This window comes from Mycobacterium sp. RTGN6, from assembly GCF_033804605.1.
Classification (GTDB): domain Bacteria; phylum Actinomycetota; class Actinomycetes; order Mycobacteriales; family Mycobacteriaceae; genus Mycobacterium.
The window spans coordinates 121586-140949 of sequence record NZ_JAPZKZ010000015.1 but is presented as its reverse complement, the minus strand read 5'-3'; the positions used below and the strand labels follow the sequence as shown (position 1 = coordinate 140949).

General features: G+C 67.2%; 23 protein-coding genes. 7 read left to right on the top strand and 16 right to left on the bottom strand.

Features of this window, described 5'->3' with window-relative positions; all coding sequences use genetic code 11:
* Positions 1 to 3: 3 nt before the first annotated feature.
* Both SLQ33_RS30635 and SLQ33_RS30630 read right to left on the bottom strand, forming a co-directional pair.
* Complete coding sequence (locus SLQ33_RS30635) at positions 4 to 783, bottom strand: SDR family oxidoreductase (protein ID WP_319457684.1); 780 nt, start codon at positions 781 to 783, stop codon at positions 4 to 6.
* A gap of 91 nt (positions 784 to 874) precedes the next feature.
* Entirely contained in the window at positions 875 to 2575 is a 1701-nt protein-coding gene (locus tag SLQ33_RS30630) for an alpha/beta hydrolase (RefSeq protein ID WP_319457683.1), read from the bottom strand.
* 127 nt (positions 2576 to 2702) lie between these two features.
* Between SLQ33_RS30630 and SLQ33_RS30625 the strand changes: the two genes are divergently transcribed.
* Positions 2703 to 3863, top strand: a complete 1161-nt coding sequence (locus SLQ33_RS30625; protein ID WP_319457682.1) for a zinc-binding dehydrogenase — start codon at positions 2703 to 2705, stop codon at positions 3861 to 3863.
* Here SLQ33_RS30625 and SLQ33_RS30620 read toward each other — a convergent pair.
* Both SLQ33_RS30620 and SLQ33_RS30615 read right to left on the bottom strand, forming a co-directional pair.
* Positions 3850 to 5034, bottom strand: a complete 1185-nt coding sequence (locus SLQ33_RS30620; RefSeq protein ID WP_319457681.1) for a cytochrome P450 — start codon at positions 5032 to 5034, stop codon at positions 3850 to 3852. The two genes, SLQ33_RS30625 and SLQ33_RS30620, sit on opposite strands and share 14 nt — an antisense overlap.
* Positions 5021 to 6439: an AarF/ABC1/UbiB kinase family protein gene (locus tag SLQ33_RS30615; RefSeq protein WP_319457680.1), complete on the bottom strand. Its 1419-nt coding sequence runs from the start codon at positions 6437 to 6439 to the stop codon at positions 5021 to 5023. Before SLQ33_RS30615 ends, SLQ33_RS30620 begins: the two co-directional genes overlap by 14 nt.
* Positions 6440 to 6509: 70 nt before the next feature.
* Between SLQ33_RS30615 and SLQ33_RS30610 the strand changes: the two genes are divergently transcribed.
* Both SLQ33_RS30610 and SLQ33_RS30605 read left to right on the top strand, forming a co-directional pair.
* Complete coding sequence (locus tag SLQ33_RS30610) at positions 6510 to 7109, top strand: helix-turn-helix domain-containing protein (protein WP_319457679.1); 600 nt, start codon at positions 6510 to 6512, stop codon at positions 7107 to 7109.
* Entirely contained in the window at positions 7106 to 7834 is a 729-nt protein-coding gene (locus SLQ33_RS30605; RefSeq protein ID WP_319457678.1) for a YqjF family protein, read from the top strand. Before SLQ33_RS30610 ends, SLQ33_RS30605 begins: the two co-directional genes overlap by 4 nt.
* Before the next feature lie 4 nt (positions 7835 to 7838).
* On the opposite strand, the gene SLQ33_RS30600 is transcribed toward SLQ33_RS30605, so the two are convergent.
* Complete coding sequence (locus SLQ33_RS30600; RefSeq protein ID WP_319457677.1) at positions 7839 to 8219, bottom strand: carboxymuconolactone decarboxylase family protein; 381 nt, start codon at positions 8217 to 8219, stop codon at positions 7839 to 7841.
* Between the two features lie 96 nt (positions 8220 to 8315).
* Between SLQ33_RS30600 and SLQ33_RS30595 the strand changes: the two genes are divergently transcribed.
* The gene (locus SLQ33_RS30595) at positions 8316 to 8990 is read left to right on the top strand and encodes a GAP family protein (protein ID WP_319457676.1); all 675 of its coding nucleotides are present in this window, start codon (positions 8316 to 8318) and stop codon (positions 8988 to 8990) included.
* On the opposite strand, the gene SLQ33_RS30590 is transcribed toward SLQ33_RS30595, so the two are convergent.
* The 7 genes from SLQ33_RS30590 to SLQ33_RS30560 form a co-directional block, all read right to left on the bottom strand.
* Positions 8987 to 9409, bottom strand: coding sequence for a PASTA domain-containing protein (locus SLQ33_RS30590; protein WP_319457675.1), 423 nt, complete (start codon positions 9407 to 9409; stop codon positions 8987 to 8989). The two genes, SLQ33_RS30595 and SLQ33_RS30590, sit on opposite strands and share 4 nt — an antisense overlap.
* The gene (locus SLQ33_RS30585; protein WP_319457674.1) at positions 9409 to 9690 is read right to left on the bottom strand and encodes a hypothetical protein; all 282 of its coding nucleotides are present in this window, start codon (positions 9688 to 9690) and stop codon (positions 9409 to 9411) included. Before SLQ33_RS30585 ends, SLQ33_RS30590 begins: the two co-directional genes overlap by 1 nt.
* Before the next feature lie 307 nt (positions 9691 to 9997).
* A complete protein-coding gene (locus tag SLQ33_RS30580; protein WP_319457721.1) occupies positions 9998 to 10573 on the bottom strand; it encodes a helix-turn-helix domain-containing protein in 576 nt (191 codons plus the stop codon).
* Positions 10574 to 10601: 28 nt separating this feature from the next.
* Positions 10602 to 10892: a cytochrome C oxidase subunit IV family protein gene (locus SLQ33_RS30575; protein ID WP_319457673.1), complete on the bottom strand. Its 291-nt coding sequence runs from the start codon at positions 10890 to 10892 to the stop codon at positions 10602 to 10604.
* A 2-nt stretch (positions 10893 to 10894) separates the two neighbouring features.
* Positions 10895 to 11509, bottom strand: coding sequence for a cytochrome c oxidase subunit 3 (locus SLQ33_RS30570; RefSeq protein WP_319457672.1), 615 nt, complete (start codon positions 11507 to 11509; stop codon positions 10895 to 10897).
* A 10-nt stretch (positions 11510 to 11519) separates the two neighbouring features.
* On the bottom strand, positions 11520 to 12263 hold the full coding sequence (locus SLQ33_RS30565) for a hypothetical protein (protein ID WP_319457671.1): 744 nt from the start codon (positions 12261 to 12263) through the stop codon (positions 11520 to 11522).
* Positions 12260 to 13003 (bottom strand): hypothetical protein, encoded by a 744-nt coding sequence (locus SLQ33_RS30560; protein ID WP_319457670.1) that lies wholly within the window; start codon positions 13001 to 13003, stop codon positions 12260 to 12262. The genes SLQ33_RS30565 and SLQ33_RS30560 overlap by 4 nt, the downstream gene beginning before the upstream one ends.
* A 152-nt stretch (positions 13004 to 13155) precedes the next feature.
* Here SLQ33_RS30560 and SLQ33_RS30555 point away from each other — a divergent pair, with 152 nt between their 5' ends.
* Positions 13156 to 13791, top strand: a complete 636-nt coding sequence (locus SLQ33_RS30555; RefSeq protein WP_319457669.1) for a TetR/AcrR family transcriptional regulator — start codon at positions 13156 to 13158, stop codon at positions 13789 to 13791.
* Here SLQ33_RS30555 and SLQ33_RS30550 read toward each other — a convergent pair.
* The 3 genes from SLQ33_RS30550 to SLQ33_RS30540 all read right to left on the bottom strand — a co-directional run bounded on the left by SLQ33_RS30550 (position 13788) and on the right by SLQ33_RS30540 (position 16564).
* Positions 13788 to 15251, bottom strand: a complete 1464-nt coding sequence (locus tag SLQ33_RS30550) for a PE-PPE domain-containing protein (protein ID WP_319457668.1) — start codon at positions 15249 to 15251, stop codon at positions 13788 to 13790. The genes SLQ33_RS30555 and SLQ33_RS30550 overlap by 4 nt on opposite strands.
* 186 nt (positions 15252 to 15437) lie before the next feature.
* Positions 15438 to 15935 (bottom strand): lipoprotein LpqH, encoded by a 498-nt coding sequence (locus SLQ33_RS30545; RefSeq protein WP_319457667.1) that lies wholly within the window; start codon positions 15933 to 15935, stop codon positions 15438 to 15440.
* A 197-nt stretch (positions 15936 to 16132) separates the two neighbouring features.
* The gene (locus tag SLQ33_RS30540; protein ID WP_319457666.1) at positions 16133 to 16564 is read right to left on the bottom strand and encodes a lipoprotein LpqH; all 432 of its coding nucleotides are present in this window, start codon (positions 16562 to 16564) and stop codon (positions 16133 to 16135) included.
* Between the two features lie 19 nt (positions 16565 to 16583).
* Between SLQ33_RS30540 and tgt the strand changes: the two genes are divergently transcribed.
* Both tgt and SLQ33_RS30530 read left to right on the top strand, forming a co-directional pair.
* Positions 16584 to 17825: a tRNA guanosine(34) transglycosylase Tgt gene (gene tgt / locus SLQ33_RS30535; protein WP_319457665.1), complete on the top strand. Its 1242-nt coding sequence runs from the start codon at positions 16584 to 16586 to the stop codon at positions 17823 to 17825.
* 4 nt (positions 17826 to 17829) lie between these two features.
* The gene (locus SLQ33_RS30530) at positions 17830 to 19053 is read left to right on the top strand and encodes a cytochrome P450 (protein WP_319457664.1); all 1224 of its coding nucleotides are present in this window, start codon (positions 17830 to 17832) and stop codon (positions 19051 to 19053) included.
* Here the strand turns inward: SLQ33_RS30530 and SLQ33_RS30525 are convergent.
* Positions 19036 to 19332 carry a hypothetical protein gene (locus SLQ33_RS30525; RefSeq protein ID WP_319457663.1) on the bottom strand — a complete coding sequence of 99 codons (297 nt, stop codon included), beginning with the start codon at positions 19330 to 19332 and terminating at the stop codon, positions 19036 to 19038. The genes SLQ33_RS30530 and SLQ33_RS30525 overlap by 18 nt on opposite strands.
* Positions 19333 to 19364: the final 32 nt, after the last annotated feature.

Sequence of the window (19364 nt, the reverse complement as noted above, 5' to 3'; positions counted from 1 at the left end):
CCTTCACGGCGTCGCGGCGATGGTCGTCTTCTTCTTCTTGATGCGCGGGGCGAGCCGGACGTCCTCGGGCACGACGCTCGGATTTGCGTACGCCGTCGTGACGAGTGAAACCAGGGTGTTCGCAACGTCGTTGAGGGTGGCCATCTGCGCCGGCAGCTGACCGTGTTCCACCCACGAATTGAAGAGCACGGACAGCAGGTCCCGGTCGGCGCCGCGGAGGATCTCGGTGTCCTCGGTGGGGCACATGCCGACCCGCACGATCGACAGGTCGGGATGCTCGCTGCGCCACGCGCGCAGGACCTCGTCGAGGGCGGCCTTGCTGGCGTCGTAGGCGGCGGTTCCCGCGCGCGGACGGCCGACGTCGTTGCTCGAGGCGACGAGCACTACGCCCCGCTCGGACAGGTGCGGCAGGGCTGCCCGCAACACGTTGTTAGCCCCCACCGCGTTGACGCTGAACGCGTGGATCCACGTGACGACGTCCGTGTCCTCGATGTGGGCGAACGGCACGACGGTGCTGGTGAACACCACCGCATCGAGGCCGCCGAGCGCTTCCGCCGCCTCCCCGACGACGCGCTTGATGGCCGCCGCGTCCTCCACGTCGAGCTCGAACGCCGAACCGCCGATCGCGTCGGCCAACTTCGTCAGCAGGTCGAGGCGGCGCGCGGCGACGGCCACCTTGGCGCCGCGCCCGGCAGCGCTGGTCGCCACCGCGTGGCCGATCCCCGACGACGCCCCGACGACGAGCAGGCGCAGCCCTTCGGCATCGGCATGTTGAGCAGTCACTGGAAACCACCTTCGGCAAGCACGGTAATACGGTTCTCGTTACCCTAGAGCGTCGACAAAGGATTGCCTAAGCTGACCCGCTTGCCCTGGCTCAGACGGCGACGGCCAGCGTCGGGTTCAGCTCGGGCAGCGTGGTCGGTGCCGACGGCTCGAGCGGCCCGGGTACGAGCAACTCGTGTGCGGCGGCAGCGCCGATCACGACGCCGTGCGCCGTGCCCTGTGGGGTGGTGATGTCGATCGTCGATCCCGGCACCAGGTCGTCGCCGATTCCGGTGTCGCCGGCGAACCACTCGTTGAACCACTGCGCCATCAATGCGTCGACGGCGGGTGGGTTCTGCGGTACGGGGAAGCCTGCGGCGACGTACGCGGAGAACTGGATCAGCGGGTTGCCGCCGCGCATCGAGTCCATGTGGACGCCGTTGGTGAGCTCGACACCGGTGAATCGGTCGGGGCGCGCGGACGAGAGGTCCTGCTTGAGGGTGCTGAGCGAGTTGAACAGATTGGCGGGTGCGCCGATCTCCCGGATCGGGATGAACTGGTCGCCCGGAGTCGCCGCGTCGTAAGCGTCCAGTTTGGCGAGGGCGTCGGTGAGCGTGGTCCCAAGCGGCACGCCGTCGAGCGTGATCACACCGACCAGATCGCTCGCGGCGCCGTTCGTGGCCAGGAAGCCGGCCACCCCGGGGACGAGGTTGCCGCCGAGCGAGTGACCCGCCAACCCGAACTTCTGCGGCAGCTTCGCGGTCGTCGGGTCCAGTCCGTACTGGGTCGCGTAGCCGGCGTCGAGCGCGCTCTGCGTCAGCGCGGCCCGGTCACCGACGAACAGGTCGGCGATCGCCGATGCCATCCCCGTGCCACCGAGCCAGTAGTCGTCGCCGAGGAAGAAGTTGGACGGTATCGACGGGGTGACGACGATGCTCCCGGTGCTCTGGGCGAGGTTCGCCGCCGTGTAGCTGTACATCGGACCGAGCGCCAGGAAGCCGTGGTTGAGCAGGATCATCCGGTCCGGGGGAGGGTCGCCTTCGTCGACCTCGGGGTAGTACCAGTTGGCGGCGACGCGTTGCCCGGTGCGCAGCGTGATCCACGAGTCCTTCACGGTGACCGTGCTGCCGGGCGGAAGCACCGGCGGTCCCGAGGCCAGCGCCTCGACCGCCTGCAGGGCACTCAACGCGACCGATCCGACGTTGACGACGACGGCGCCGATCACCGACCCGACGAAGCCCAGTAGCGACGGCGCGGCCGGCGGGGCGAGGGCTGGGGCCAACGACGACGCCTGCGGTGCGGCGCGTTTCGCGTCCGGTTCGATGGACGTGTGAACCGCCGCTTCTACGGCGGGGGCGGCGGGCTCGGTCACCTCGGCTACCTCGGTCTTCTCGGTCACCTGAGACGCTTCGGTCATCTGGGGCTTCTCGGCCTCCTGTGGCTCGGTGGCCGCCGACTTCTTCTTCGGGACGTCGGGCTTGGCCGGGGTCACCGCCGTGGTGCCGTCGGGGTCCGTCGTCTCGGGCGCCTTCTCGACGTCCTTCTGATCGTCCTTCGCGTCGGGCTTGTCCTTATCTTTCTCGGTGTCCGCGTCCGTGGACTCGGCGTCCTTCTTCGGGCTCGCGGGGTCCGTCTTGTCCTTGGTCGAGTCCGGCTTGCCCGCATCGGAACTCGTCGACCCCGACGACGTCGAGCCGCCCGACTCAGAACCGGAGCCAGTGTCGGCACTGGCTGCTCCCGCCCCGGCGAGCAACGCTGCCGAGACTCCCGCGGTCACGATTCCGGCGCCCATCCATGCCGACAACTGCTCCATGCACAACCCCTGACGTCGTCGTCGATTCCTCGAGAGGTGATCCTGACAGTGGTGCCTCGGCCAGGAGGGGCGTTTCGACGTAGTCGACGCCGTGTCAATAGGCTCGAGGGAGAGCAAAGGAGCCGCCATGAAGGCCGTCAGCTGCCTCGAGGGCACATTGTCCGTCGTCGACTTGCCGTCACCGCAACCCGCTGACGGCCAATTGCTGCTCGACGTGCGGCGCTGCGGCATCTGTGGATCGGACCTGCATGCCAAGGATCACGCGGGCGAGCTCACCGACGTGATGGCGGCCGTCGACTACGACGGCTTCATGCGCAGCGACACCCCGGTGGTGATGGGGCATGAGTTCTGTGGCGAAGTGGTCGAACGCGGGCGCGGCGCGGCCAAGGAGTTCAAGCCGGGCACCACGGTGGTGGCGTTCCCACTGCTGCGCGCCAGTGGCGGTGTCCACCTCACCGGGCTCTCGCCGAACGCGCCCGGCGCGTATGCCGAGCAGGTGCTGAGCGAGGCGTCGATGACCTTCGTGGTGCCCAACGGCCTTGCCCCTGACATCGCAGCGCTGACCGAACCGATGGCGGTTGCCCTCCACGCGGTGCGGCGTAGCGACATCGGCAAGCGGGACGTCGCGGTGGTCGTCGGCTGTGGGCCCGTCGGGTTGGCGGTCATCTGCCACCTCAAGGCGAAGGGCGTCGGCACCATCATCGCCAGCGACTTCTCCCTTGGCCGAAGGGAGTTGGCGACGCGATGCGGCGCGGACGTCGTCGTCGACCCGGCGACGGACTCGCCCCATGACGTGGTGGCGGCCCAGAAGGGCATCCTGACCAAGGCGCCACAGCTCTACGAACTCGGCGTCGGCTCCATGGAGAAGCTGCGAAAGGTGCCTGGTTGGGCCCATGTGTACCGGCTGGCCGACAAGTTCGGTGCCGCAAGCCCGAGGCGGCCGGTGATCTTCGAATGCGTCGGCGTACCCGGCGTGATCGACGGGATCGTCGGCGCTGCCCCGTTCCAAGCGCGGGTGGTGGTCGTCGGGGTATGCATGGGTGAGGACCGCCTGCGGCCTGGTATGGCGATTGCCAAGGAGATCGACCTGCGCTTCGTATTCGGTTCGACGCCACTGGAATTCCGGGATTGCCTGTACCTGCTGGCCGAGGGCAAGGTGGACGCCTCGGCGCTCGTCACGGGCACGGTCGGGCTCGACGGCGTCGATGCTGCGTTCAGCGCGCTCGGAGATCCGGAACGCCACGCCAAGATCGTCATCGATCCCGCGAGTGCCGCTACGGCGCCGTGAAGACGACCGGGACGCGTTCGGGCCCGCGGATCGCCGGAGTGTCCCGCCACGATGGCGCCCCAACGAGGGCCGGTCGACGCGCGAGGATTCGCGGCAGCGCCGTCGCGAACTCCAGCCGGGCTAGGTTGGCGCCAAGGCAGTGGTGCGCACCGTAACCGAACGTCAGCGGTGCGCGCCCGGTTCGATCGGGCCGAAACTCGTCGGGTGAGTCGAACGCGGCCGGGTCGCGGTTGGCCGCCGCCACTGCGACGAGTGCCGCAGAGCCGGCCGAGATCTCGACGCCGCCGATCGTCGTGTCGTCGGTGGCGACCCGGATCGCGGACTGAACGGGGCCTTCCAGGCGCAGTAGTTCGGTAATCGAGCCGGGGTCGGTCGGGTCGATCCGATCGGCCAGCCGGGTGCCTTCGTGTTCGGGGCTCAGCAGTCGAACGATGCTGTTGCCCAACAGGTTCGCCGTGGTCTCATGCCCGGCGACGGCGAGCAAGATCGTGGTGACGACGACGTCCTCGAGTTCGAGATCGGGGTCGCCTGCGATGAAGCTGAGCAGATCGTCGCCCGGGTGCACCCGGCGGTCCGCGGCCAGCGGTAGGAACTCCGTCATCAGTGCCGCCGACGCGGCCGTCCCCGCCTGCGTCGCCTCCGAGTCGGGCAGCGCCCCGAGCATCCGGATGATCACCGGGGACGTTTCGGCCAGCAGATCGGTGGTGTCGGGCTCCAGATGGAGCCACTCGGCGATGACGCCGATCGGCAGCGGCAGCGCGACCCGGGACATGAAGTCGAACTCGTCGTTCGTCGCGGGCTCGTCGATCACGGCGGACGCGATGGCTTCGACGCCGGCGGTGAGCCCCGTGACGAACGTCCGGGTGAACACGTCGCGCACCGATCCGCGCAGGCGTTGATGTGTTGCACCGTCGGTGACGAGCATCGACCGACGGGACATCTCGAGGCCGAGCGGATCCATCGCGGCGCGCACGGTCGGGTTGGCCGCGGGGTCGCTGGTCCATGCGGAGCCGCCAAGCACCTCCCGGGCCGCCTCGTAGCCGACCACCAGCCAGGCCTGCGCCGTGTCGTCCCACACCACGTCGCCGTCCCGGCGTCGCGCCTCGTAATAGGAGTGCGGATCCGCGGCATCCCATGGCAGCCGTGGCGCGACGAGCTCAGGGCTGGACACGGCGATCCAGTCCGTGCGGCAGGCCGCGGCTGCGGACCCAAGCGTTGTGCAACTTCCCCAGTTCCGAGACGGGCTCGGCGACGCCATCCATGTCGTTCAGCACACCGCGGGTGTGGAACGTGGCGTTCAGTGCGCTGAGGATTGCGTTCATGGACAGGTTGATCCGGGAGAAGAACACGAAGTCGGGTGGCACCGACATGCGACGCACGGGATGGTCGCTGGGACGAAGGTCGATAAGCGCTCGAACGGCGCGTGCGAAGGCTTCCTCGGTGTAGGTGGCCGGCTGCTCCATCAACAGTTCGTGAAGAACCGTGGCCCACCACTGATAGGTATCTTCGATGGTGAGCGTGGAATCCGCTGAAAGGAAACCTGATTCAGTCATGGCGCCGTGGAGGTCGTCCTTGCGCCCGTCGATGGCGGCGCGGCAAAGTTCGATGACGAGCCGGCGCTGCGCTTCGGGAAGTACCTTGACGCAACCGAAGTCGACGAACCCCACCGACCCGTCGAGCCCGAAGCGGTAATTGCCGGGATGCGGATCGGCGTGGAACAGGTTCGAATGCCGGTAGGCCCCGGTGACCATGCGCGAAATGACCTCGGCCCAGGTGTTCTTCAGGTCCTGGTCGGCGTCCTGCGCGGCGGCCCAATCGAGGCCGTCGAGATACGTCATCGTTAGCACCCGGTCTGCGGACGCCTCCGCGACGACTTCAGGAATGCGGATGAAGGGGTGGTCGCGGAAGAGCTCGCTGAAGGCCGTGATGTTGGCAGCTTCGTGGCGGTAGTCGAGCTCCTCGGAGATTCGTGCGGACAGTTCCTGGGTCGCCTGCCGCAAGTCGGGCATGGTGCCCACCGTGGTCGACCGCATGAACCGAAGGAACGTCACGAGCAGTTCGGTGTTCGCGAGATCGTCGCGGATCGCTTCTGCCACACCCGGATATTGAATCTTGACGGCGACCTGCCGCCCGTCGGGCATCACCGCGCGGTGAACCTGTCCAATCGACGCGGCGGCCATCGGCTCGTCGGTGAACTCGGCGAAGACCTCCTCGACAGTGAGCCCGAGCTCGGCCTCGAGTACCGAGCGGGCCAACGCTGCATCCATCGGCGGCGCGTCGGCCTGCAATCTGGTCAGCGCCCGCTGATACGGCGACACGTCATCGAGTCCGATGGAGCCGATGTCGATGAGCGAGACCATCTGGCCTGCCTTCATCAGGACGCCCTTCGAGTGTCCGAGCAGATCCGCGTACCGCTCAGCGGTGCGCTCGTGGTGCCGGTCGACGGCGTCGGAATCGCCGGCCCGCTTGCGCAGACCGGCGACCACCCGACCCCCGGCGGCGCGTGCGGTGAACCCCGCCAACGGCATCGTGCGGCGAATCCGTCCGCGCGGCACCGGTCGCTCGGAATCGACCATCGCTCGCCCCCTCGCTGCTAAAGTACTCACTTGACGATACTAAGTAAACACTTTGGTGAGGTCAACGACAATGGCAGAGCCGACGACGACCCGGGACCGGCTGGTCACCGAGGCGATGCGGCTGTTCGGTGAACAGGGCTATCGGGCGACCAGCGTCGCGCAGATCGAAGCCGCCGCAGGTTTGGCGGCCGGATCGGGCGCGCTCTACCACCACTTCAAGTCCAAGGAATCCCTGCTCGAGGCGGGCATCGACCGGCAGCTGGACCGACGTCGCGCCATGCACGACATCCGCTCCCTGTTCGCCGGCCTCGGCGACTTGCACACCGAGCTCACCCTGTTGGGCAGATACCTGCTCAACGTCATCGACGCCGAAGGCCAGCTCCTTCAGATCGCCGCTCGCACCCCGACCAATCGTTCGGCCCGGCTCGATGACGCGTACGCGGCGCTCGTCGACGGGCTCTACACCGAACTCGCCGACTGGGTCGGCGGCTGGGCGCCCAAGCTGCCCGCCGCCGAAGCCCGCGGCATCGCGGTGCTCGGGGTCGACGCGCTGCTCGGCAAGCGTGCAACGGCGATGCTCTTTCACGCCGAGGGCGTGGCCGTCCCCGACGAGGCCTACGTGAAGGAGTGGACCGTCACCCTCGCGCTGCGCATCGAGGCGGCAGGATGAGTCTGACCGGTTACCCGGTCACCCCGCCGCCGCTGCCGCGCCCCGTCTTCAGCACGAACCGGTGGAGCGAGTTGACGTTCGTGCACTGGCCGGTGCGGCCCGAGTCCGTCGCGCACCTCTACCCGCCGGGCGCGCGACCGGACGTCTTCGACGACGGCCTGTCCTACGTCGGGTTGGTGCCCTTCGTGATGAGCGAACTGACAGTGGGTGTTTCGCCTCCGATCCCCTACTACGGGCGATTCCTGGAGACAAACGTCCGGCTGTACTCGATCGACGACGCGGGCCGCCATGGCGTGCTCTTCCGTTCGTTGGAGACCGAACGGCTCGCGATGGTGCCCGCCATCCGGGTCAGCCTCGGCGTGCCGTACACGTGGGCGAAGATGCGGCTGACCCGTACGGGTGATCGCATCACGTACGACAGCGTGCGGCGCTGGCCCCACCGTGGGCTACGCAATCGGGTGGAGGTGGTCGTCGGCGACCCGGTGGACCCGACTCCGCTGGAGACTTGGCTGACGGCCCGCTGGGGTGCGCACACCCGCAAGGCGGGGCGGACGTGGTGGGTGCCCAACGAGCACGGCCCATGGCCGCTGCGCGCCGCCGAACTCACCGACCTCGACACCGACCTGGTCCGAGCCGCGGGCGTGCCAACGGCGGGGGAGCCACTGCGCGCGCTGTTTTCGCCGGGCGTGCACGCTCGATTCGGCCGTCCCTGTGCGCTGGCCTGACGAGCTACGCCCCTTCGAGTTCGGCGAACACGTCACGGGCGAGGCGGAAGCTGTCGACGGCGGCGGGGATGCCGGCGTAGATCCCGACCTGTAGGAAGATCTCGCGAATCTCGTCGCGAGTCACGCCGTTGTTCAGGGCGCCCCTGACGTGGGTGCGTAGTTCCTGCGGCCTGTTGAGCACGGCGATCATCGCGAGGTTCAGCATGCTTCTGGTCTTCAAGGGCAGTCCGTCGCGCCCCCACACTGCGCCCCAGCAGTACTCGGTGACCAGATCCTGCAGCGGCTGGGTGAACTCGTCGGCGTTCGCGGCGGCCCGCTCGACATACTCCGCGCCGAGCACGGCCGTGCGGATCTCCCGGCCCTTGTCGTAGGTGGCCTGGTCCATGAAGTCCTCCATCGGAATCGTCGGTCGTTCCCCACAAGGAAAGCGCATGCGGGCCTGTTACGTTCGACGTTCCATCCCGCCGGAGAAGGACCTGATGTGGCAGCGACCTGGCAGGCCCTCACCGGCGAGCTCGTCCCGCTCGCATTGGTCGTGGCGCTGTCGCCGTTCTCCGTCATTCCGCCGCTGCTGCTCGTACTTCACACGGCGCGGCCCCGCGCATGCGGTGTCGCGTTCGCGCTCGGCTGGCTCATGGGACTCGGACTGTCGACGGCGGTGTTCCTGCTGCTGCCTCGGGCGATCGGCGGGACCGACTCGCAGCAGGGGGCCTGGTCGGCCTACGTCCGCATCGGGATCGGCGCGGCACTCGTCGTGGCGGGCGTCGTGCGCTGGCTGACGCGTGGTCGTGCCACCCGCACGCCCGCGTGGCTGAACGGGCTGTCGAAGGTCGGGCCCGCCGCGGCCCTGGCGCTCGGCGTCGTGCTGCCGCTGGTCAACCCCAAGTTCCTCTTCGCGAACGCCGCGGCGGGGCTGGGCATCGCGACGGCCGGGCTCAGCGCCCTCGGGGTGTGGATCGCCGTCGTGGGTTACACGCTGCTTGCCGCGTCCTCGGCGGTCATGCCGATCCTGGTGTACGCGTCGGCCCCGGCGCGCTTCGACGGAACCTTGACACGGCTGAAGCTCTGGATCGAGCGCCAGCACGCCGAACTCACCGCCGCCATCCTGCTGGTGATCGGAATCGTATTGCTATTCCAGGGGATTCGCGCCACCTAGCTCGCCGGTTTGGCTGCGGCCTTCTCCTCGTCCGCCTTCTCCTTGGCCGCCGCGGCGATGGCCTTCCCCTCGGGACTGGCTGCCGAATACCCCGATCCCTTCGCCGACGCCTCGGCGGAGTAGCAGTTGAGCGAGACCAGCGCCTCGTTCGTCGCCGACCCGGACGAGTTCTCCGGTGGAGGCACCGAGCGGCTTACCACGTTGGTGACGAGGCAGTCGCTCCACGACTTCTGATCGCCGACGGTGGTCGACACCACCGGCTTGAATCCCGCACTGGTCAGAGCCGACGACGCGTCGCTGTACGTCTTGCCAGTCACGTCTGGTGGTGAAGCCGCGTTGGCCAGCCCTGCGGTGGCCAGCGACATCGCAGCCGCTGCACACAATGCGGCCCCGGCGCCGACGGCTGCGCGCGTGATCACTACCCACCCGCCTTCAGCGGGGGGACTGCCATGCTGGTCGCCAGGGTGGATGCAGGAGCCGCCCACGTGGCCGTGGCGCCCATGTTCATTCCGGCGACGACGGGCTGGCTGTAGGTGGTGTTGGCGGGTGCGTCGCCGGAGCCCGCCAACGTGGTGCTGGTGGGGGCGGACCCAGTGTGGGCGAGGCTCAGCGCCGCCATGACGGCGACGGCGCCGAGCCCTGCCGCCGTGCCCACCCGCTTCGCATATCGGTACTGAATCGTTGGTTCGTTGTCGTCCATTCCCAGATCGTGGCGAGCACAGCGTACGAATCACTGAAGTGACGCTGTGACGTTTCTGGCCCGGTATCTGCACCTGTCGGGGTGGCTGAGCGTTGGCTGCGCGCGGCGGTCGGGCGGTACGGATCGTGACCCGCGGAGCCGGGCCTGGGAAGGCCGAACGACGTTCGCGCACAGCACCTTACGACGACAGCTGGCGGACCTGGGCACGTTGGCTGACGCCGCCCGCCGACCACGCGGCGTCCGAGAGTCTCCTGTCGGTCGACTGAAGGCCGAATTTCTCGAAACTCGATGGAAACAATGGCGTCGTTCAGGGCAGGTCGAGCACCCGCTTGGTGAGCAGCAGCAGGGTCGCGCGCAACGTTTCGTCGTCGAGTTCGGTGACGAGCGGATTCACCACCGAGCCCGCGATGGCGGCGGTCATGACGGCCGCCGCCACCCTGGCCTCCGTGTCGCCGTGTTCGTCGAGCAGCAGCCCGTACATGCGGCTCATGAACACGCGGAAGGGCTCGTGCTCGCCGAGCAGTCGCACGATGACGGGGTCGTTCTGCAAGGTCGCGATCCATCGCCGCCGAGCGACGGCGATCTCGATGAGCCGCGTCAGCAGTAGGTAACGGGCCTGCAGCCGTTCGGGTTCTGCCTCCGCCGCCTCCAGCGCGTCTTCCAACAGGCCCAGTTCGCGCACGGTGAGCGCGATCACGATGTCGCTCTTGGACTTGTACTTGTGGTAGACCGCGGCCTTGGTCACCCCGATGGCGTCCGCGATCATCTGGAGCGAGGTGCCGCCCACCCCGTGATCGCCGATGAGGTCCAGAGCGGCGTCGAGGATGCGCTCCTGCGCGGCGGTGCGTGGCGTCGAGTCGAGCCGGGTGGGTGGATCTGCGATGGCCACCACGTCAGCGTATGCGGTCGGCTCAGAACAGGTAGATCGCCAGGATGCCCACCCACAGCACCGCCAGCCAGGCGTCCGTGGCGAGCTTCAGCCAACGGGGCGCGGCGCGCACCTCCATGAAGTACCGGATGATGAGCCGGCCCTTGATGAAACCCAGTACGACGACGGCCACGGTGATGGCCACGTTGGGCACGGCCACTCCGCCGGAGTGTCCGGGGGCCAGCCACCACGACACGATCGTGATGGCGGTGAGCACCAGCCACGCGTAGGTGATCGCGCGAGCATCGCTGGCGGACTCGGTATTCGTCGTCACGTTCACCTCATCACGTAGAGCAGTCCGAAGATGACGATCCAGAGCAGGTCGACCATGTGCCAGTAGATGCCGCCCGACTCGACCATCGATGTGCGTCGCTTGCGCGGATTGCGCAACTCGCGCACCACGATTCCGAGGATGAGCAGGCCGAGCGCGACGTGGAACACGTGCACGCCGGTGAGCATGTAATAGAACATGAAGAAGTCGTTGCTCGACAGCGTGTAGCCGTGCGCGAGCTCGGTCGTCCACTCGTAAGCCTTGATGAGGATGAACCCGACGCCGAAGGCTCCGCCAAGGTACGTCAGGCGGATGGCGCGCTTGTGATTGCCGGCGCGAGCAGCGAGCACGCTGCGTGCGATGAACCAGGAACTCGTCAGCAGCACAACGGTGTTCACCACACCGACGATGACGCTGAGGTGTTGTTGGGAGGCGAGGAACTCCGCGGGCGCCATCGTCCGGTAGATCATGAAGATGATGAAGTAGGCGCCGAAGATGAGGAGGTCGCCGAGCACCATGACCCACATGGCGCTGTCACCGGGTAGGTGTGGCAGTCCGCTCGTGGTTTCCGGCTCGACGTCCTCGGTCGGCGCAGCAGCCGTCTGTTCGGTGTTGGTCATGACAAGGCCCTCAGTCCAGCGGTGGGGAGTCGGCGGGTTCGAGCTCGGTGGCCTTCTTGAGGAACATGATCACGCAGGACAGCCAGATTCCGAAGACCACCGTGCCCATCCAGAACGAGATCGAGCCATTCCACGCGAAGGCGCCTGCCCTCGAGACGAACACGGGGACGGCGAGGATCTCGGTGACGATCTGCCACACGGTGATGTAGGCCAGCCACTTGGGAAAGATCCCGTTGCGGTCGTACAGGATCGCAATCGCGAAGGCGAAGTACGCCACCGAGAAACAGCCGAGGGAGCCGACGTAGGAGAGCAGGCCCAGGTCGTAGAGGAACCCGATCAACTCGGGGTCGCGGTCGGCACGGAAGGTGGCGGTCAGGAAGCAGATGGCCACCAGTAGGCAGCCCGGGAGGGCGCCGACGGCCATGCCGCCCATGTACGAGTAGGCCATCACCGACCCCGTCGACATGCGCTTCATGTGGTACAGCACGATGCCGTTGGCGATGCCCGCGCCGCCGACGATGAGGATTAGCAGGCCGAATCCGATTTGGATCGTCGTCTCGTGAGCGTTGAAGAAGTCCACCATCTGAGCGGTGGTGATGTCCGGCCGCGGCGGCGGCATCGTCCGGGCGAGCGCGAAGAAGATGATGCCGAACAGTGTGTAGAAGGCCGGAACGATGAAGAAGACGATCCAGACGTCGCGCTTGCCTGCCTTGGGAGTCGTTGGCGGCGAGGCGACTTCGACTGTATCCGTCATGCGGCGACGCCTTCCTCGATCGCCTGCCGCTGCAGCGCAGCGCGCACCACGAAGAACATCACGACCAGGAATGCGGCATACGCGCCGTTGCGCATCCAGAACGACAACAGGCCGTCCCAGGCCAGCGGGCCGGTCTTGACGATGGACGCCAGGGCGGCCGGAGCCATGGCCAGGGCGGTGGCGACGGAGAAGTGTCCGACCCAGCGGGGGAACACCGGGTTCGGCCCCCTATCGAAGTAGACCGCGAGACCCAGCAGCAGGTTCTGGCCGACGATCATGCCGACCGGGGCGATGAAGGTGATCCAGGCCATGTCGTTGAGCAGCATCGTCAACTCGGGGTTGCGCTCCGGCCGGAACGCGGCGACCAGGTAGAAGATGTTCGCCAGCGCGAAAACCGTTGCGCCGCTGACGACGGCCGTCAGGTAGCAGTAGGCGAATACGTGGCTCTGGGTGGCCATCCGCTTCATCTGGACGACGATGACCATGAAGAACGGGATCAACATGACGCCGAGCAGGTCGTAGGTGACCATGCTGAACCGGATGGCCGCGGTGTGCTCCTGGTAGAACGCGGCGACCTGGTCGGCGGTCAGGGTTGGCGACATCGGCGGCAGGAAACCCGGGAAGGCGACGAAGGCGATCACGTAGATGACGCCGAACACCGGGACGGTCCACAGCGAGATGAGTTGGGTCTTGATGTTGGCCGTCTTCGGCAGGTCCTCGGCCTCGGCAAGTATCTGCATCGCACCTCAATTCCGTTGTCGGGCAGGCGGAACACCGTGGCAAGGTTCGGCCGCCAGACATGTCCCCCGTCACACAGTAGCCGATCGGCTATCCCCATGGCAATGGGGCGTTCAGCCCATCTGGCGATCCGAGTCAGTACGCTGACATGACTGTGAGTGAGCCCGCGACGTCCCAGCCCAGGCGCCCGTACAACAGCCCTGCCCGCCGCCAGCGGGTCGCCGAATCCCGGGAACGCATCGTCGCAGCGGGTGCGGTCCTGGTTCGGGAGTTCACCACGTGGGACTGGGATGGCCTGACGTTCCGTGCCGTCGCCGAGCGTGCCGGGCTTAGCGAGCGCACCGTCTACCGCCACTTCCCGACCGAGCGTCACCTGCACGACGCCGTGATGGCCCGGCTCGAGGACGAGGCGGGCATCACCTACGAGGACGTCGAACTCGGCAACCTCACGGCAGTCACCGCGCGGTTCTTCGAGTCACTGCACCGGTTCGCCGTCGAGGAGACCGTCCACACGCCCGCGGGTCACGCGTTCGTGGGAGCCGACGAGCGCCGCCGCACGGCACTGCTGCGGGCGGTCGGCGCAGCCGCGCCCGACCTGACCGAGGATCAGCAGCGAATCGCCGCCGGACTGCTCGACGTGCTGTGGAGTCCCACCAGTTACGAGCGCCTCGCGCGCGCCTGGAAACTGGACGACCAGACCGCCTTTGGTGCAGTGGAGTGGCTGATGGTGAAGGTGGTGTCGGCCATCAGGTCCGGGGAGATCGCCGGCGCTGATCAATCGGGGCGTTAGGCGGCCGCGGCGTCCGTCGCCTCGTGGGTGGTGTCTTGCTTCGCGTCGACGGTGGTCGAAGCGGGCGCCTCGGGCTTGGCGGGCGGGACCGTCGTCGTCGAATCTTCCTTCTCGGCAGGGGGATTCGTGGGCGTCGTGGGCACGACCTCGACCGGTTGCTGATTGCCCGTCGTGGCGCCGCCCGCGGTGGTCGTGGGCGTCACCTTGTTGCCGTCGGACGTCACCGTCGGGTGCGTGATCGGTTCGTCCTTCTCGACCGCGTCCTTCTTGACCTCGGCCTTCGCGACGGGATCCTTTGCAACGGGATCCTTCGCGTCGGCTTCGGCGGCGGGCTCGGCGACCGAGGCGAGTGCCATCCGCTGGTTGCCGACCTCGGGTGCCTCCGGCTCCGGTGCGGCCTTCGCGTTGACGGACAGCGGTTGCAGATTCAGCGACTGTCCGCCGGACAGCGCGTTGGCCGCGCCTTGGGCCAGTGCGCCGGGCACCCCGACGAGGGCCTCGATGACCTTGCCGGGTGGCGTGATGAACGAGAACGGCGTCGGCGCCTCGGGATTGGCGTTGATCCGGTCGGTGTAGCCCATGTCGACGAAGAGCCGGACGAGTGGCTCGAAGGCGTCGAGTATCGGTTCGGTCAGCGGCGTCAGCATCGTGATCGATCCGAACTGCCGCAGCGGTGCGAACAGCGGAAGTTCCGAGTTGTACACGAAGACGTAGGTGGTGTTGCCGATGGTGTTGGAGCTCGAGCCTTCCGGCAGCGCGGAGAGGTCGATGTTGTCGTAGTACGCATCGGGGTGGGCATATTGGATCGCCAGCGCGCTGTTAGCCAACGACAGAGGATTGAAGTACGCGGGGAAGTCGGCGTAAGGGTCGTACTCGTTGATCACGAACGTCGAGTCGTACACCGACGGCTCCGCCGGGCCGAACACGGGGAGCAGGCCCGGAATTTGGAAGCCGGGGAAGCGCGCGAACAACCCGCCATTGGGAACGTACGGCGATGCGATGAACAGGAAGCTGAGCTCACCCGGTGCGGGTGCACCCGGCGCAGTGGCCAGGTTGCGCTTGACCTGTTCGGCCACCAGCGTGCCCTCGGAATAGGACGTGATGCGGACGGGGCCCGCTTCGGGCGGGTTGGCGATCGCATCCTCCACCTTCGGGACGCCGTCGTCGACGCTGGCCTGGAAGTTGAGGTCGGCCGGGTAGTTGATGCCCTGGTAGGTGAAGGTTCCGTTCCAATCCGCCGGGGCGATGTTGCCGCTCAGCTTGTTCGGAATGTTCGCCGACAGCGAGTCGCCGCGTCCGCCGATGCCGATGACGGAGTTCGCCAGGTCGAAGTCGAGGTGTTCTGCGGTGTAGTTGATGGCGTGCCCGAGCACCAACGTTCCGGAGATACTTGCTGCGGTGGCCGCCACCACCATTGCCTTGTGCGCTCTGCGCGTCTTCGGCATGCGATGCTTCGCCACTGAGTCCCCCTGGAATTCGTGTGCTATGCCTGGCTGCGGATCGCACACTACTCCGGGTTTTGGGTGTTCGAGGGCCGATTCGGCGCCCTCGTCAGCGCTGTGGTGACGTTAGCTGTCGCGGCAAGGCAAAGCGGCGGCGTCCCGTTGGGGACGCCGCCGCCTCGACGAACTAGAAACCCGCCCGAACTATGGGCAGGCCACCACGAGTTCGAATGGCTTGGTGACCATGCCTGCCATCGGGTTGGCCATGTCGGCACCCGTGGCGTTGCCCTTGATCGTGTAGGTGCTGCCGTCCTTCGTCGCGGTGGCATCACCGACGCCGGGACCGACGGCCAACGCGGCACCGCCGACGTTGCCCAGCGCAACCGACGTCACCGTGGGCGCGTCGCCCTCGCTGAGGACGGCGGCGACGCCCGTGCCCGCCTGGCCGATCGCGATGTTGACGGTGCCACCCATGGTGGCGCACACCGGGGTTCCACTGAGCGCTTGGTCGGCGCCGTCGATGGTCAGTTTGGTCTCGCCGCCACTCGGGGCGGCAGTTGCCGACTCGGAGGCAGGCGCAGAGCTCTCCGAGCTCGCTGCACTCGACGTCGTTTCGGCCTTCTTGTCACCCGACGAACACCCAGACAATCCGGCGATCAGGATCGCCGCCCCACCGACGGCTACCAGCAATCCACGCTTCACACCCGTGCTCCTTTTGTGTTTGCGACCCGTCAAGATCGGCGGGCCATCCCCAGCAGTATGGGGGGCTGGTCACGGGGTGACTTGGGATTCGGAGAATTGTTCGACTCCGGATTGCCTGCCAGTTGGCTGAAATCCAGCAGCTGGATGCCGGCAACCTGTGAATGCCGCCGCTTCAGCAACCGTGCCGCGCGGTGAGCTCAGCACGCCACCTTGACGGTGAACGTACCCGTGGTTCGGAAGCTCGGCTGGTCGGTCTGGAATCCGTCGGCGGTGCCCGTGATGTCGTAGGTGCGGCCGGTCTGCGTGACCTTGACCTCGCCTCCGAGGCCGGCGTTGTAGCTGCCAGTGAAGCCGCCGAGGTTCCGGATCGTGACCGACTCGGCGGTGAGCTCGTCGGCGTTGCTCACCAACGCCGTCACCCCCGACTGGTCGTCGCCGGTGGTGATGGTGGTCAGCGGGCCTGCAATCGAGCATTGCACCGCGTCGGTGGTCCCGGCGTCGGCGTCGTTGACCTTGACCTGGGCCGTCCCGGTGACCAGCGTCCCCTGCTGCGGCTTCTCGGGCGGCGGCGACGAGCATCCGGCGACGCCGATGGCCGTCGCGGCGGCGAGCACTAGCACCATGCGCATGGTGTGAGAATCTACAGCGGTGAGCGCGTCGTCCCCGGACTTCTTCGAAGTTGAAGCCGAATTGGAGGGGCGAGCCGGTCGCGTCGGCGTCATCCGCACGCCCCACGGCGACATCCACACGCCCGCGTTCATCGCCGTTGGCACCCAGGCGACCGTCAAGGCGGTACTGCCGGATTCGATGAAGGACGTTGGTGCCCAAGCGGTCCTGGCGAACGCCTACCACCTCTATCTGCAACCAGGGCCCGACGTACTCGACGAGGCGGGCGGGCTGGGTGCCTTCATGAACTGGCCGGGCCCCACTTTCACCGACAGCGGCGGATTTCAGGTGATGTCGCTGGGCGTGGGGTTCAAGAAGGTGCTCGCGATGGACATCTCGCGCGTGCAGGCCGACGACGTCATCGCCGAGGGCAAGGAGCGGCTGGCTCACGTCGACGACGACGGGGTGACGTTCCGCTCACACCTGGACGGATCGACGCACCGGTTCACCCCGGAGGTGTCGATCGGCATTCAGCACCAACTGGGCGCCGACATCATCTTCGCCTTCGACGAACTCACCACGCTGGTGAACACCCGCCAGTACCAGGAGAGTTCGGTGGAGCGCACGCACGAGTGGGCGGTGCGGTGCTTGACCGAACACCGGCGGCTGTCCGTCGAGCGGGCCGACAAGCCGCCGCAAGCCTTGTTCGGTGTCGTGCAGGGCGCCCAGTACGAAGACCTGCGTCGGCAGGCCGCGCGCGGGCTGGCCGAGTTGGTCGACGAGACGGGCAGCGGGTTCGCCGGGTACGGCATCGGCGGGGCGCTCGAGAAGCAGAACCTCGCGACGATCGTCGGCTGGTGTACCGACGAACTGCCCGACGACAAACCGCGGCACCTGCTCGGCATCAGCGAGCCGGACGACCTGTTCGCGGCCGTCGCCGCCGGCGCCGACACATTCGACTGCGTGTCGCCGTCGCGCGTGGCGCGAAATGCGTCGATCTACTCCGCGACGGGTCGGTACAACATCACCGGTGCCCGCTACAAGCGAGACTTCACGCCGCTCGACGCCGAATGCGACTGCTACACGTGCGCGCACTACACCAGGGCCTACGTCCGGCATCTGTTCAAGGCCAAGGAGATGCTGGCGTCGACGCTATGCACGATCCACAACGAGCGTTTCGTGATCCGGCTCGTCGACGCGATCCGCGCGGCGATCGTCGCCGGCGAGTTCGACGAACTGCGCGAGCACGTTTTGAGGCGCTACTACTCAACGCGTGCACAATAGGAGTATGACCGCCACTGCCCAAGCGCAGACGCTGCTGGTGCAACTGCTCGACCCGACGAACCGGGCCGACCCGTATCCGCTCTACGAGCAGATCCGCGCGCACGGTCCGTTCCACCTGCCGGACGGCAACCTGACGGTGTTCTCGTCGTTTCGCGACTGCGATGACGTGCTCCGGCACCCGGCTTCGGCAAGCGATGGCATGAAGTCCACCGTCGTGCAGCGTCAGCTCGCCGAAGGCGGCGCGTTCCGACCGCTCGGCCCGCCGGGCTTCCTGTTCCTCGATCCGCCGGACCACACCCGGCTGCGCAAGCTGGTCAGCAAGGCGTTCGTGCCGAAGGTGGTCAAGGCGCTGGAACCCGACATCACCGCGATGGTCGACGAACTGCTCGACGCGATCGAAGCTCGAGGTTCCTTCGATGTCATCGCCGACCTGGCCTACCCACTTCCCGTCGCCGTGATCTGCCGGCTGCTCGGTGTCCCACTCGAGGACGAACCGAAGTTCAGCCACGCCTCGGCACTGCTGGCTCAGGGTCTCGACCCGTTCATCACCCTGTCCGGCGATGCGCCGGACGGCGTCGAGCAGCGATTGGAGGCGGGCCGCTGGTTGCGCGAGTACGTACATGGGCTCATCGACGAACGTCGCGGGGTTCCGCGAGACGATCTGATTTCGGGCCTGATCGCGGCCGAGGAGGACGGCGACCAGCTGACGGTCGACGAGATCGTGGCCACGTGCAACCTGCTGCTCATCGCCGGGCACGAGACCACGGTCAACCTGATCGCCAATGCGGTCCTGGCGATGCTGCGCGAGCCGGCACAATGGCGCGCACTCGGTGCCGAACCCAGTCGGGTTGGGGCCGTGGTCGAGGAGACGATGCGCTACGACCCGCCGGTGCAGCTGGTCATGCGAATCGCAGGGGAGGACATGACCATTGGTGAAGTGGACGTCCCCAAGGGTGACTCCATGCTGTTGCTGACGGCTGCCTCCCATCGCGATCCCAACGCGATCGAGCGGCCGGACGAGTTCGATCCGGACCGGGAGACCATCCGGCACTTGGGCTTTGGCAAGGGTCCGCACTTCTGCCTCGGTGCGCCGCTGGCTCGGTTGGAGGCATCGGTCGCGCTGTCGGCGGTGACGGCCCGGTTTCCCGACGCCCACATTGCGGGCGAGCCGGTCTACAAGCCGAACGTGACGCTGCGCGGTTTGGCCACGCTACCCATCGCCCTCTAGCAACACCGGGTGCAGGATCACCGACCGAGGCCGACCCACCAAAGCCGGTGACGCGTCGGGTGACGACCACACCCGCTCGACGAGGAAGTCACGAAATCGTGCTGCGGCAGCAGATGATTCGAACTCCAGGTCGACGACGATGTAGCGGGGGTCGTCGACTGGCTGCGCAATGCGCTCCTCGACGACTCCGGCCGCGCGACGGGCCGGTTCGAACGAATTGAACGCTCGCAGCCAGGTGTCGAGGTCGGTGATCTCGTGCTCGATGTGCAGTGTGGACATGTGTCGAGTGTCCATTTCGCCTGGCAGTGCGC

What these genes read in the sequence shown, in the direction of transcription:
- SLQ33_RS30630 (WP_319457683.1), bottom strand. Translation starts at nt 2,575, where the DNA reads ATGGAGCAGTTGTCGGCATGGATGGGCGCCGGAATCGTGACCGCGGGA.
- SLQ33_RS30625 (WP_319457682.1), top strand. Translation starts at nt 2,703, where the DNA reads ATGAAGGCCGTCAGCTGCCTCGAGGGCACATTGTCCGTCGTCGACTTG.
- SLQ33_RS30615 (WP_319457680.1), bottom strand. Translation starts at nt 6,439, where the DNA reads ATGGTCGATTCCGAGCGACCGGTGCCGCGCGGACGGATTCGCCGCACG.
- SLQ33_RS30610 (WP_319457679.1), top strand. Translation starts at nt 6,510, where the DNA reads ATGGCAGAGCCGACGACGACCCGGGACCGGCTGGTCACCGAGGCGATG.
- SLQ33_RS30605 (WP_319457678.1), top strand. Translation starts at nt 7,106, where the DNA reads ATGAGTCTGACCGGTTACCCGGTCACCCCGCCGCCGCTGCCGCGCCCC.
- SLQ33_RS30600 (WP_319457677.1), bottom strand. Translation starts at nt 8,219, where the DNA reads ATGGACCAGGCCACCTACGACAAGGGCCGGGAGATCCGCACGGCCGTG.
- SLQ33_RS30585 (WP_319457674.1), bottom strand. Translation starts at nt 9,690, where the DNA reads ATGGACGACAACGAACCAACGATTCAGTACCGATATGCGAAGCGGGTG.
- SLQ33_RS30570 (WP_319457672.1), bottom strand. Translation starts at nt 11,509, where the DNA reads ATGACCAACACCGAACAGACGGCTGCTGCGCCGACCGAGGACGTCGAG.
- SLQ33_RS30565 (WP_319457671.1), bottom strand. Translation starts at nt 12,263, where the DNA reads ATGACGGATACAGTCGAAGTCGCCTCGCCGCCAACGACTCCCAAGGCA.
- SLQ33_RS30560 (WP_319457670.1), bottom strand. Translation starts at nt 13,003, where the DNA reads ATGCAGATACTTGCCGAGGCCGAGGACCTGCCGAAGACGGCCAACATC.
- SLQ33_RS30540 (WP_319457666.1), bottom strand. Translation starts at nt 16,564, where the DNA reads ATGCGCATGGTGCTAGTGCTCGCCGCCGCGACGGCCATCGGCGTCGCC.
- SLQ33_RS30530 (WP_319457664.1), top strand. Translation starts at nt 17,830, where the DNA reads ATGACCGCCACTGCCCAAGCGCAGACGCTGCTGGTGCAACTGCTCGAC.
- SLQ33_RS30525 (WP_319457663.1), bottom strand. Translation starts at nt 19,332, where the DNA reads ATGTCCACACTGCACATCGAGCACGAGATCACCGACCTCGACACCTGG.